The organism is Paenibacillus sp. FSL F4-0087, assembly GCF_038020215.1.
Classification (GTDB): domain Bacteria; phylum Bacillota; class Bacilli; order Paenibacillales; family Paenibacillaceae; genus Paenibacillus; species Paenibacillus taichungensis.
Map to the genome: position 1 here is coordinate 3,350,680 of NZ_JBBODJ010000001.1, position 13,936 is coordinate 3,364,615.

Genomic DNA, 13,936 nt, shown 5'->3' on the forward strand with positions numbered 1-13,936 from the left:
GACACTTGCATCTTTCATATGTTATTTGCGATTTTGCTGTGCACGTTCTACGATCATATCAGCGAATTCTTCAGCCTGACCCTGAATCGCAATCGGGTCGAAGTACCAGTAACGGTCTTCCAGCAATTCGTACACCTGATTGTTTTTCACTGCCGGCAGGGATTGCCAGATGGAGTCGCCTTGATAATTTTTATTGTTCTCCCCAACGGTCAAGAAGATATGATCCCCTGCATAATCACCAACAACTTCACGCGAAATCTCTTTCCACTGGGTATCACCCATCAGTTCTTTTTTGGTGATCTCGAGTGGGGCAAGTTGCAAAGCACTGTAGACCGCTTGTCCTCCTCGACCAAAATTGTCTCCATATCCATAATAACTCTTGTCGGATACTTCAAGGATGGAGAAGGTTTCCTCCGGTTTGATGACGGTTTTCACCTTAGCACGAGCGGCTTCAATCCGTTCGTCGTACGTTTTCAGCCAAGCTTCGGCTTCTTCGGATTTGTTCATCAGCTCTCCGAATCCCCGAATTTCGTCATGTACATTGGTGAATGTACCATAAGGAATCACTACGGTAGGTGCGATCTTTTGATAACTCTCAATTTCGCTGGCCTGGTCGGAGTAGGTAATGATCAGATCCGGGTTCATGGCAATGACATTCTCCATCGAGACTGCTGCCCGATCACCGATACTTTCAATGCCCTCCACCTGATCTGCATAGAACGGGTTTTCCAGATAATATTGAACAGCGCCAACAGGCTTTATACCGAGTGCGAGCAGATCACTTACGTACATATCCGTAACAATCCGTTTCGGTTCAGCCGGAATTTCCACATCTCCACTTAATGACTTGTAGATCCGCGTAGCACCGGAAGAGTCGTTATTTGTTTCGGTCGAAGCTGTTGTCGATTCTGAACCCGCCGCTGTTGGTTCCGTTGTGCCGGAACCCGTACCACTGTTACAGGCAGCCAGGATCATGATGATGGCGAGCATGAGCAGCAAGCCAGAAAAGCGTTTTTTTGCAGCAAACATATAATTGTTCCCCCTGTTATTTAATCAATAATGATTATTATTCTCATTACTAACATAGAGGATGACGTAACATTTGTACATGGACATCTATGATGACTAATGCATGGACAGATGTGATGTCAGTTTGTGTATGATGTGCTGTAATTGCTCCATAATCGAGATGGGATCGAATCCATAAAACATATTCGCTTCAATCTCGTACAGTCGCCCTTCTCGGACCGCACTCAAGTTGTTCCAGGACTCCTGAGCGAACAGCTTGTCCACAGCATCTTGCTCCGATGGCTCCCTGGCATAGTCAATAAAAATATGATCTGCAGCGTACAAATGAATTTCATTTAGCGGAACATGGATGTAACCTGTGAGCAGCTGACCATCCTTTTCCATTCTTGCAGGAGGGGCGAAGCCAAGCGAGTGATACAAAATATGAGAAGCTCTACCCCATCCGTGACCATAGATGTACGCTCCACTCTCACCAATCATGAATATGCATACTGCTGATCCACGCACACCCATCATTTGATCAAGTGTACGATTGGCCTCTTGCTGAAGCGTATCATATTGGTCTAACAGCGCACGAGCTTTGGCTTCCAGGCCTGTGATGCGTCCCAAATGAATGAGTTGCTCCTGCCAGTCAAGTTCTTCAAAAGGCATCAAAATCGTTGGTGCAATCTGCCGTAATTCATCCATGCCGGAATGAGGTGCATAACCAAGGATGACATCGGGATGAGCGTCTGCGATTAGATCCGGATGATTAATAAGATCATGCTCATAGCACTGATCAAATTGGTCTTGTCCATTTTCAATAAGTCTACTTTTCATCCATTCTGCAACGGCACCCAGATGCGGGATGTGGCCCAGTGCGAGCAAGGAAGCGGTATAGTTGTATGTAAGACTTGCAATTTTTTTTGGCGTTTTCCGATAGAGAGTCGGTGCACAACCTACCGTTTGTTTAAATTTTCGACTTAAATAAAAGGTATCCCTGTATCCCGTCAACTGCGCAAGCTCTTGCAATGTGGGATTGGCAAACAGCAGGTGCTCCTGGGCAATTCGAATTCTTAACCGGGTAACATACTCCACGAATGTAAATCCGGTGTATTTCTTGAATTCTCGTGAAAAATGCTCTGGACTCACATTAACCTCTCTCGCTAATTGCTCACGTGTAAAAGAATGAGTAACTCTTTCATGGATACGCGCGAGGACAATGTCCAGCCAGGAATGATCTTCATGAGCCAAACGCACAGCGTGATCTCGCAACGTATCCAGCAGCTGATAAAACAGCATATGAGGTTTGAATGGTCCCGACTCATCGCGTTTGGAGCTGGACTGAACCAATTCGGAGATCAGCTCGGCAATAAGGCGGCTTGTAACGGGAACAGGATGTCCGAATGGCCAGAGCCTTTGTTCGTTATCTGCAAAATCAAAGGCTATTGCAATACCCTGAACCGGGGAAAGGGAGCCACGCTTGCTTTCATGCTGAAGCAGAGTTCCAGCTTGGCGAACGACAGCTGATCCGGTATTTACCATCAGTTGACCATTCGAACTGATCAGTCTTGCTTGACCAGAGGTGATGACATAAAGAACGTGCTTGCTGCTCCACAGTTCATCGATACGGGAGAAGGCTTCCCGATCATGGAGCTGCACCAGATGACACAGTTTGAACATTGCGGGAGGCACGGTTGTGATTTGCTGCAAGCGGCCGGGATTGTTCACGGATGATTTATGAAAGCTTAGATCCAGATTGCTCATAACATAATGGACTCCTTATAGAGGATTGGACTAATAAGCAGTATAATACCACAAAGGTGTAATGAGGACCCTTCGAATCATTCACTTCACATATTTCTGTGAAAAATGGATAAAGAGGTTGAAATCGCTATCAACACCGACTATAATGAAAATGTCGAAACGTTTCAATCTATGGTTTACAGGCGTGTTCATTGTGATTTATAATGAATTCTTCCTCTTGTCTAATATTGGAATGTTGTCAATCGATTAAGCTATATGTACAATAAAAGGGTATATGATTCAGCAGTGATGCTTAAAAGACGTGAAGAGAAATTTTTTTTGAAAACACTTCGAAACGTTTCGATAAATGAGAATTGATGCCATTTCTAATGGATAATGCATAGGAATGTATGGTTGTTGCAACCATTTACAGTATAAAATGATAGGTAACAAGAAAGTTAGAAGGAGCGAACGTGGAATGGCAACGATTAAGGATGTGGCAAAGCTGGCAGGCGTGGCGCTCTCGACCGCTTCCTATGCACTGAATGGGGACAGCAAGGTAAGTGCCAAGACCAAGGCAAAAGTGCTGGCGGCAGCACGGGAACTGAATTATCGCAAAAACGGCTTTGCCATGGACCTGAAACGGAGCCGGACGAACACGATTGCGTTGATTCTTACTGATCTGTCGGGTCCGTATTACTCCGAATTGATTCGCAGCGTACAGGACGTAGCGCTGGCTAACGGATATGATCTGATTGCTTGCAGCTCTATGGGAGGACGCGACTCCACAGCGGTTCGTTTCTTGCGGGAAAAAAGAGTGGATGGCGCTATCATCCTGGCCCATAACATCCATGATGATATCCTGGTGGAATCTGCAGGTGAACGTTTCCCTATCATTGTGATGGATCGGCAGCTGTCGAGTAGCCATCTGGTCAACGTGCTGGTGGACGGGGAGCAAGGTGGTTACCTCGCTACACGTCACCTCATTCAGAAGGGGCATAAGACCATCGCCTATATCAGCGGGCCATCCAATTCTTATGATAATGCTCTGCGTTATCAAGGATATTTGCGAGCAATGCAGGAGGCGGGCCTTGAAGAGAAGTCCAAATGGCGTCTAAGCGGTAACTTTGTACGTGAGGGTGGATATAGTGCAACCAAGATGATGGTTATGCAGGGCGAGCTTCCATCTGCTGTATTTTACGGGAATGATGAAATGGCGATTGGTGGATTAAAAGCATTTGAAGAGAGCGGCATTTCGGTACCGAATGACATTTCGGTCATCGGATTTGATGATATTCAACTGTCCGAATATGTTCATCCTCCGCTTACGACGGTGCGGCAGCCCAAGCATGAAGCAGGTTCATTGGCAGGGCATTTGCTCTTCCAGATGCTGAACGGTGAAGCTGTGAATACATCGTATACGTTAACCATTGATCTGGTTGAACGCGAGTCTGTACGATCGGTACAGGTTGAGTCAGGAATTCAGCCGGCCTAGGAAGTAACTCGTCTGATGGGATATGGTTTGGATACTGCTTACAGAAGTCATACCATATCCGGTCTGTATAGATTTGTGAAGTTGTTCTTTTCTAACTCGCGTGGTTGTAAAAGGGATTGGCCCTCTTTGAATTAAGAGTTGAATGATGGGGATCACCGTCCGAATTGGCCAGACAAAGGTCATTTCGCAGAGGACCCCTATTCTTTTTCAGATTTATCGAAACGTTTCGATTTTATACTAATTGAAGGAGTGAATAGTATGACAACGATGATTAATGAACCAATCCGGCTGACTGCCGGGGATTTATCCTTTACCTTTTTGAACAGTGGGGACCTGTACCAAGCTAAATCTGGTACGACCATGTTGAATCAATTGCTTAGCAACCAGATCGATGGATCTTTGAATAACCTGTATCTGCGTGTACACGAGGGAGAGAAAATCAGCTCGTTCCCACTGCTGGGTGTGCGTTCGAACAGCAAAGTGATTACAAGCAAAGCGAATTCAAGCAATCAACTGATCTGGGAAGGTACAGTACAGCTTGAAGGCAAAGAACGAGGCATTGGCTATCAGGTTGTGTTTACAGCCACAACGCAAGGCGTCTGGTTCTGGGATGTGAAGCTCACAGGGCAACAACATAACGTTGACGTGGTATATGGACAAGATGTAGGTCTTGCTGATCCGGGTGCAGTACGTAGCAATGAAGCCTATCTGTCACAATATATTGACCATACGGTGTTCGAAGATGAAGCGAAGGGATATGTGGTATGTTCGCGTCAAAACCAGCCTCAGGGCGGTGCTTTCCCTTACATGCAACAAGGTTCTCTGACTAAGGCAGTTGGTTACTCGACAGATGGATTCCAATTCTACGGTCTGTCCTACAAGGAAACAAACCAGCCTGAAAGCCTGAGCCATAATACATTGGCAAATGAGACGTACCAGTATGAATTTGCTTACACAGCATTGCAATCGGAGCGCGTAAGCTTGGACGGTGAAGCCAAAGTGGTCTTCTACGGACTGGCCAAAGCAGATCATCCTGCCGGAATCTCCGCACTGGAATTCGGGGATGAAGTGACTGCAGCATGGAACGAAGTACAAGCATTGACTGTGGAGCAAGGCGAGACGTTGGAACAGGTGAAACTGTCATCCTTCTTGGGTGAACCACTTGCTGCGCTTGATTTGACACAAGATGAGATTAATGATCTGTTCCCTGATCGCCATCAGGAAGAGCGTAGCGGTGATTCGCTGTTATCCTTCTTCACGGGCAGTTATGAACACATCGTCCTGAAAGCGAAAGAATTGCTCGTAGAGCGTCCGCACGGCCATATCCTGATGAGTGGTGGCAATGTACAGCTTGGTGCGCAGGTTATTACGACGACATCGTATATGTACGGTATTTTCAACTCACAACTCGTTATTGGTAACACCAATTTTAATAAAATGATCAGTAATGCCCGCAACGCATTGAACGTGCCGAAGACGGCTGGACAACGCATTTATGTGGAAATGGATGGACAATATCGTCTGCTGACGATGCCTTCGCTGTTCGAGATTGGCTTCAACTATGTACGTTGGATCTACAAAACCGAATCGGATACCATTATCGTGACCAACTACACTGGAGCACACACCACTGAAGTGAGCATGAACGTACGCTCGACAAGTGGCAAAGCATATCGTTACCTGGTAACCAACCAAATTACGATGAATGTAAATGAATACGAGTATCCGCTGCATATGACGCAAGATGGCAACACGCTGATCTTCAAGGCTGATCCGCAAGCGATTAGTGCTGGAACGTATCCTGACCTGCAATACCGCATGTCGGTGGATGGAGCAGCCGTAAATGTTGGGGACGAAACGTTGCTGGCGAGTGGCATCCGCAGTGGATCTGCATCGCTGGTTACACTTAGTCTGGAAGAGACTGCAGAATGGACGCTGAAGGTACAAGGCGTATTGGAAGGTCAAGCTAACGAAGCAGACGGTTCTGTAGCAGCAGGATCCAGCCTTACTTTTGAAGAGGAAGTTCAGGCGTACCGCGAATTCTTCGCAGGCGTAATGAACGGTTTCCGTTTGTCTCGTGGGGAAGGCCAAAGTGCAGAGGATCTGTTCAAAGTGAACGCACTGGCTTGGTGGTACACACACAACATGCTGGTTCACTACTCCGTACCTCACGGATTGGAGCAGTACGGCGGCGCAGCATGGGGTACTCGGGATGTATGCCAAGGTCCGGTTGAATACTTCATGGCAACGCAAAAATATGAGCAGGTTCGCGATATCATCAAAATGGTATATACCCACCAATATGAAGATGATGGCAACTGGCCGCAATGGTTCATGTTTGATAAATACTTTGCAATTCAGCAGGAAGAGAGCCACGGTGATATCATCGTATGGCCGCTGAAAGTGCTGGCGGACTACCTGACAGCGACTCGTGACTATGCGATTCTGGATGAGAAAGTACCGTATACCGTTAAGCATAGCTTCGGGTTCACGGAAGAAACAGCGACTGTATTGGATCACGCGAAAAAAGAGATCGAATATATCCGCTCACACTTCCTGCACGACACATTCCTGTCTTCTTACGGTGATGGGGACTGGGATGATACGCTCCAGCCAGCCAATGCACAGCTCAAACAATATATGGTGAGCAGCTGGACCGTTGCTTTGACTTATCAGTCCGTAAATGTGCTCGCACTGGCGCTGCAGCATAAAGATGCTGGATTTGCACAAGAACTGGATGTTCTGGCTCAAGGCATCCGTGAAGACTTTAATCGTTACATGTTGGGTACAGATGTGATCCCAGGTTTCGTATACATGGAAGAAGCGGATCAGGCGAAGCTGATGCTTCACCCAACAGATACGGAGACAGGCATTCAGTATCGCCTTCTGCCGATGACGCGCAGCATGATCGGTGAATTGCTGAATGCAGAACAGGCAGAATCGCATTATGCGCTGATTCGTGAACAGTTCCTGTGCCCGGATGGGGTACGTCTGATGAATCGTCCAGCTCAATATGCAGGTGGTGTGAGCACTCACTTCAAACGGGCAGAGCAAGCGTCCAACTTCGGTCGCGAAATCGGTTTGCAGTATGTACACGCTCATATCCGTTACGTTGAAGCGATGGCGAAGCTCGGTAAGACGGATCAGGTGTGGAATGGTCTTGCCATGATCAACCCGGTTGGCATCGGCGAAGTTGTACCTAATGCCGAGATTCGTCAGGCGAACGCGTATTTCAGCAGTTCCGACGGCAAGTTCAACACGCGCTACGAGGCGCAGGAGCACTTTGACCAACTACGCAAAGGAACAGTACAGGTGAAAGGTGGATGGAGAATCTACTCCAGCGGCCCTGGAATCTACATGAACCAACTGATCTCCAACGCACTTGGCATTCGTCAGGAAGGCGGAGATTTGGTTATTGACCCGGTACTGCCGGCTGAGCTGAATGGCATGCAGTTCGAATTCGAATATGCAGGAGAGCCAGTAACATTTATCTACCATCTGAACGAAGGTTCGGTTAACCGTGTAACGGTAAATGGCAAGGACATCCGCACCGAGCAAACGGCGAACCGTTACCGTCAAGGTGGGGCTCGTATCGCGCTGGATGAGTTCAAACAAGCGCGTAATGCTTCGGAGCGCACGATTGTTGAAATTTATATGTAAATTCAATACAAGCTCGATGTTTCACTAGAGTGGAAGGTCATCCTCCTTAACAGGCAGGGTGACCTTTTTTTATTTGAGAAGGTTTATTGGCAGATCAGGGGGAACTCGTTACGATACGATGATCATTCTAACGCAATGGAACGGCCAGCAACGTGTGCAGAAGCGCATTATGGCGTATATGTTTCGTCACATAGCCTGCGTCCTCCAGCGAGCCGCACAGGACGTCCAGCAGCGGGAAATGACGTTCCTTTATTGTTTGTAACTGGTCCTCATGACCTGCTGCCTCAGCCTGTTGGATATACGTCTTGCGGTGAGCTACATCAACAAACATGAGGTCTGTCAGGCAGATTCGTCCACGTGCAGTTAACACCCGCTGCATTTCCTGTAACGCCAACTGCTGCTGGTCTGGGCTCAGATGATGGAAGGCGAAGCTGGATACGACAAAATCGAAGGACTGGTCAGCGAAAGGCAACGCCAGAAAGTTGCCAAGCTTCACATGCATCTCTGGATATTTGGTGCGGCATGTACGCAGCATCTCCCGGGATTGATCGATGGCAGTCATCGCTGCGCCGCGCTCTAACAGTCTGCCAGCCAAATTTCCCGTGCCTGTACCGATATCAAGTCCTTTTTCGCCAGCAACAGGAGATATCCAGCTTGCTGTCTGCTCCAGCGCCTCATCATAGTTGTCATATATATTGAACGGTCCTGCACCTACTCTTACTCCCAATTCTTCCAATCCTGATCCTACGTCTTCTGGATACGTTGTATCGCTGTTTGGCCTGTGTGCTGTCCGGCTATTCTTCTGGCTGCGAACTTCATCGCCGTTATGAACTGGTCCGTCTTCTCGATCCGACTCAACCGTTGTTTGCATGGCTTCAGGTCCCGAATCAATGCTGATGTTTGAGTCGGTTTGTCTCGGCAGACGGTCATTCGCCGCTTGTACGCGCTGATCGTGGATGGCTGCTTGCATATCGTAATTCCAGCGGTCATGCCAGTTCTGCCGAGCTTCCCTGAGGCGGCGCGAACTGTCTGCAAGATCATGCAGATGGCTGACATCCAGTGGGCCGTCCTGGCGGTTGAGATCAATCATGCGCTGGGTTGTATCCAGCATGCGCTTTAGCTCGACCCACTGGGCATACATGACCGCCTGCTGCAGCTCCAGATATTCTTCCAGCCGCTGCTGATTACCCTGGTCAATCTCTCCGAGCGCTTGGGTGATATCCTGAAGCGACATCCCAATTTCGCGCAGAGCTGCAATGGTTTGCAGCCGCCAGATGTCATTCTCGGTGTATGTACGATATCCGTTACTTGTCTGTTTGACAGGGGAGATCAGTCCTTTTTCCTCGTAAAAGCGAATGGCTCTTGCCGATATGCCGAGTCTGTCCGCGGCTTCTTTGATGTTCATCACGTGCACCTCCTTATCAATTCAGTATAAACGATGACGTTACGGCAAGGTTAAGTGTTCATTTCTTTCCACTGGGTGAAATTTTAGTCAAGTCTGAGGCTATGCTACAATATAAAGCAAAGGAGCATTTTGCATCGCATTCAATTGCAAAATGTTGAAATAAATAAGGTATAAGACATTTTTTCTAACGCTGCTGTGCGCAGTGTTATCGACTATTGCACGAAAGGTTGAATTTTTATGCTTATCAGCCATACGTATACTATTCGGCCATCCGAGATCAAGGATGCCGCCCAATTGATGGAACTGGATGCATTGGTATGGGATAAGCATACCTCTCCGGCCCCGTTTCAGTGGCGATCCAGACAACAATATTTGCAGCATTGTCCGCCAGGCAGTCAGCTGATTGCCGTTCAGGGAGAGCGGGTATGTGGTTATGTAGGCTTTTATCTGCCGACAGGAATGCCTGTTAACCGCCATGTATACGAGATTAATATCGCTGTTCATCCCCATGATCGGCGCTGTGGTATTGCTACAGCTCTGATGGATGCCATGAAGCAGCATGCCTTTGAACAAGGCATCATCAAACTTAGGTTGCGGGTGTTATCTAGCAATCCAGGGGCGATTGCTTTTTATACACAGTGCGGATTTGTGACGGAAGGCAGACTGGTGTCGGAATTTTATATCGCAGGCAAGTATGTGGACGATATTCTTATGAGTTATTTCATCCAGGCCAAAGGATAGAACAGAGTAGAAGGAGGAACAACAATGGACATGGGACTTCGGGGTAAAAAGGCGCTGGTGCTTGCATCCAGTCGAGGACTGGGCAAAGCGGTAGCCGCTCAATTGGCGGCAGAAGGCGCTGATGTCATGCTCGCCAGCCGGAGCGAAGAGAAGCTTGCAGCGGTGAAGCAGGAGCTGCTGGAGCTCGGTGGTGGCGGACGTATCGAATATTGTGCAACCGATGTGACAAGCAAGGAAGATATTGATGCCCTGATTCGCAAGACAGGCGAACAGTTTGGGCAGATTGATATTTTGGTGAACAATTCAGGTGGCCCGCCTTCAGGAACATTCGAGTCATTGACGGATGACGATTGGGAACGTGCATTTGAATTAAATGTACTTAGCTACGTCAGACTGATTCGCGGTGCGCTTCCTTACATGAAGGAGAATGGCGGACATATCGTGAACATTGCCTCCACCTCTGTGAAGCAGCCGATTCCCGGTCTGATTCTGTCCAATACGTTCCGTACGGGTGTGTTCGGATTGGCCAAGACCTTGTCACGGGAACTTGCGCCATATGGCATTCTGATCAATACGGTTGCGCCGGGTAGAATTGGAACGGATCGGATACATGAACTGGATGCTGCGCGTGCAGAGCAGAACGGAATAAGTGAGGAAGAGGTTGCCGAACAATTTCGTAAGGAAATTCCTCTGGGACGTTATGGTCAACCCGAGGAGTTTGCCAAAGCAGTTGTGTTCCTCCTATCAGGAGCGAATACGTACATTACAGGTACATCCCTTGTGGTGGATGGTGGCATGGTACGTGCGCTCTAAGAAGAAGTCGGATCTAGAGATTCGAATTTATATGGATGCACAAATGCGCAAATAAGATAAGCCCCTCCTTATTCTCCACATGTTGTGGAGTAGGAGGGGCTTTAAGGGTTGATGTATGCATTGTGGAGGGCCGTCATTCGTAATGGAAGCTAGTCCTCCAACCATTCAAATTATGTAAGTCTAATTTAGCGTAAAAGTTCCCATTCATGCTGCAGCATACCATACACCGCATGGTTAACATAGCCCTTAGGCAGTTTCTCAGCCTGGCGAATAACGCCTTCAAGGACGAATCCAAGCCGTTCAGGGATGGCCCGGCTCCGCTTGTTGTTGGTTGCTGAACGAATCTCGACACGGTTCAGATCCAGGGTGACGAGAGCGTAGTCGACCAGAACACGACATGCGCTGGTCATCAAGCCTTGACCTTCAAAACCTTTGCCAAGCCAGTATCCGATGCTTACCGAGCGGTTGGTCCAGTTGATTTCGTGGAAGCCGATGATGCCTGCAAGATCGCCTTTCAGCCAGACACCTGCGGTGAACCCGCCGTTGTCAGCGCCCTGTTTCAATGCATTGCTGATAAAATTCGAAGTATGCTCAATCTCGGTCACGTTGTCCACCCACGGTAACCAATGCCTCAACTGATCCCGCGAGCGGTCCGTGAGTTCGAACAACGGTTTGGTGTGCTCCATGGCAAGTGGGCGGAGTTCGGTATATTCATCCAATGAATAGGTAAACATGAGTGCAACCTTCTTTCTTTGAAATAATGTATTATCGGGAATTCTTCGGTAGCTTGCGCTCCAATGCAAACAGGTCTTCTTCCATCGAGGCCATGCGTTGATTCACCGTAGTACGGGCGTCACCCAGTGCCTGATTATATATGAAGGGAGCCAACTGGGTCATGAAAAGATCCAGCACACCCCAAGCTGCCAGATCGCCCAGTTCTTCGCCGCGTTCCTCTTCGAAATACGACTGGATGGTACGTATGGCTTCATCCTGTTGTTCTTTGGACAGTTTTAGCGCGTTCAATGGGAAACCCTCCCTTAAATTCTGTTTTTCTATCATGCTACATGATTCGTGCGAACCCGTCAAAATGGTTTTGGGCCTATCTTGTGTTTAACTGATCCTGATTTTGGGGCGTTATTTATTGAACTCCTTCCTCGTTAAAGGTATATTTAAATGAAACGCGTACGAAACTTTCCAAGAAAATAGATTTTTTCAGGAAATGACTTCGTTATAAAGGAATTTTAGCCGGAATTGCTGCAATTCCTGAAAGCTCCAATCAATTCATGAAAGGTTTGATACCTGTGGACAATCGTACAACCCCACCTAACTTTATCAAAAATATTATTACCGAAGATCTCCGGTCAGGGAAAGTCCAGGAAGTCATTACCCGTTTTCCTCCGGAACCGAACGGTTATCTGCATATCGGCCATGCCAAAGCGATCTGGATTAACTTTGCACTGGGTGGCGAATTTGGCGGCAAAACAAATCTGCGCTTCGATGACACGAATCCGGTCAAGGAAGATGTAGAGTATGTTCAATCGATTCAGGAAGACGTGAAATGGCTCGGCTATGAGTGGAGCGAGAAACGTTTTGCTTCCGATTATTTTGATGAAATGTACAGCCGCGCGGTCTTGCTGATTCAAAAAGGTAAAGCTTATATCGACGACCAAAGCGCTGACGAAATCCGTGCAATGCGCGGAACGCTCACTGAGCCGGGCAAGAACAGCCCGTATCGTGACCGCACTGTAGAAGAGAATCTGGACCTGTTCACACGGATGCGTGCAGGCGAGTTCCAGAACGGTGAGAAAGTGCTGCGTGCCAAGATTGATATGGCTTCACCGAACATCAATCTGCGTGATCCGGTCATTTACCGTATTGCTCATGCACATCATCATAATACGGGTGACAAATGGTGCATCTATCCGATGTACGCATTCGCACATCCACTTGAAGATGCAATTGAAGGAGTAACCCACTCCCTCTGCTCCCTGGAGTTTGAGGACCAACGTCCATTCTATGATTGGGTTATTGCCGAATGTGAGATGGAGAACCAACCTCATCAATATGAGTTTGGCCGCCTGAACCTGTCGCAAATGGTGACAAGTAAACGGAAGCTGAAACTGCTCGTGGATGAAGGACATGTGGATGGATGGGATGATCCGCGCATGCCAACGATTTCGGGTCTGCGCCGTCGGGGATATACACCGGAAGCCATTCGTGATTTCGTATTCGAAACAGGCATTTCCAAAAGCCAAGGCGTTATCGACCTGCAAACGCTGGAGCACTTTGTACGTGAAGACTTGAAACTGAAAGCTCCGCGCACAATGGCTGTCCTGCACCCGCTCAAAGTGGTCATTACCAACTACCCTGAAGGGCAAGTGGAATGGCTCGAAGCAGAGAACAATGTGGAGAACCCTGAGATGGGTAATCGCCAAATTCCGTTCTCTCGTGAGATTTATATTGAACAAGACGATTTCATGGAGAATCCGCCGAACAAATATTTCCGTTTGTTCCCTGGCAACGAAGTTCGTCTGAAACATGCGTATTTCATCAAATGTAACGATGTCATTAAGGACGCAGAAGGCAATGTGACTGAAATCCATTGTACCTATGATGTGGAAACGAAGAGCGGCAGTGGATTCACAGGCCGTAAAGTTAAAGGTACAATCCACTGGGTAGAAGCGACTCAAGCGGTGCCTGCTGAATTCCGTCTGTATGAACCTCTGATCGCCGCAGAAGCACCGGAAGCCGATATCGAGCCAGAAGCTGCCGTGGCAGGCGCTGAGGTGGAGGTTGTGGAAGAGCAACCGGAGAAAACGTTCCTGGATCAATTGAATCCAAACTCTCTTGAAGTCGTTCAAGGGTTTGTGGAGCAAGAGATGAAGGAAGCGAAAGCACAGGATAAATTCCAGTTCTTCCGTCACGGTTACTTCAGCGTTGATCCGAAACATTCCGAGCCAGGCCGTCCGGTATTTAACCGGGTTGTATCCCTGAAAAGCTCGTTCCAACTGCCAAAAGCTTAAGGTAAAGCATAGAGGTAGAACAATAGGTGAAGTTAGAGGTTTAGG

At 47.9% G+C, this 13,936-nt stretch carries 10 protein-coding genes; 5 read left to right on the forward strand and 5 right to left on the reverse strand.

From position 1 onward, the window contains the following. Positions 1 to 21: 21 nt before the first annotated feature. Entirely contained in the window at positions 22 to 1,029 is a 1,008-nt protein-coding gene (locus tag MHB84_RS15485) for an ABC transporter substrate-binding protein (protein ID WP_076287535.1), read from the reverse strand. Positions 1,030 to 1,125: 96 nt separating this feature from the next. Continuing rightward, entirely contained in the window at positions 1,126 to 2,775 is a 1,650-nt protein-coding gene (locus MHB84_RS15490) for an AraC family transcriptional regulator (protein ID WP_076287536.1), read from the reverse strand. 457 nt (positions 2,776 to 3,232) lie between these two features. On the opposite strand from MHB84_RS15490, the gene MHB84_RS15495 reads away from it, so the two are divergent. Then, complete coding sequence (locus tag MHB84_RS15495) at positions 3,233 to 4,249, forward strand: LacI family DNA-binding transcriptional regulator (RefSeq protein ID WP_076287537.1); 1,017 nt, start codon at positions 3,233 to 3,235, stop codon at positions 4,247 to 4,249. 258 nt (positions 4,250 to 4,507) lie between these two features. Beyond that, positions 4,508 to 7,909 carry a GH36-type glycosyl hydrolase domain-containing protein gene (locus MHB84_RS15500; RefSeq protein ID WP_076287538.1) on the forward strand — a complete coding sequence of 1,134 codons (3,402 nt, stop codon included), beginning with the start codon at positions 4,508 to 4,510 and terminating at the stop codon, positions 7,907 to 7,909. A 127-nt stretch (positions 7,910 to 8,036) separates the two neighbouring features. Here the strand turns inward: MHB84_RS15500 and MHB84_RS15505 are convergent, their stop codons facing one another. Beyond that, a complete protein-coding gene (locus MHB84_RS15505) occupies positions 8,037 to 9,314 on the reverse strand; it encodes a methyltransferase domain-containing protein (RefSeq protein WP_076287539.1) in 1,278 nt (425 codons plus the stop codon). Positions 9,315 to 9,551: 237 nt separating this feature from the next. Here MHB84_RS15505 and MHB84_RS15510 point away from each other — a divergent pair, with 237 nt between their 5' ends. Further along, positions 9,552 to 10,055: a GNAT family N-acetyltransferase gene (locus MHB84_RS15510; protein WP_076287540.1), complete on the forward strand. Its 504-nt coding sequence runs from the start codon at positions 9,552 to 9,554 to the stop codon at positions 10,053 to 10,055. Positions 10,056 to 10,079: 24 nt separating this feature from the next. After that, entirely contained in the window at positions 10,080 to 10,868 is a 789-nt protein-coding gene (locus MHB84_RS15515) for an SDR family oxidoreductase (protein WP_076287541.1), read from the forward strand. 185 nt (positions 10,869 to 11,053) lie between these two features. Here the strand turns inward: MHB84_RS15515 and MHB84_RS15520 are convergent, their stop codons facing one another. Then, positions 11,054 to 11,602 (reverse strand): GNAT family N-acetyltransferase, encoded by a 549-nt coding sequence (locus MHB84_RS15520; RefSeq protein WP_076287542.1) that lies wholly within the window; start codon positions 11,600 to 11,602, stop codon positions 11,054 to 11,056. Between the two features lie 31 nt (positions 11,603 to 11,633). Next, a complete protein-coding gene (locus tag MHB84_RS15525) occupies positions 11,634 to 11,891 on the reverse strand; it encodes a DUF2164 domain-containing protein (RefSeq protein ID WP_090808970.1) in 258 nt (85 codons plus the stop codon). A 260-nt stretch (positions 11,892 to 12,151) separates the two neighbouring features. Between MHB84_RS15525 and MHB84_RS15530 the strand changes: the two genes are divergently transcribed. After that, on the forward strand, positions 12,152 to 13,891 hold the full coding sequence (locus MHB84_RS15530; RefSeq protein ID WP_076287543.1) for a glutamine--tRNA ligase/YqeY domain fusion protein: 1,740 nt from the start codon (positions 12,152 to 12,154) through the stop codon (positions 13,889 to 13,891). Positions 13,892 to 13,936: the final 45 nt, after the last annotated feature.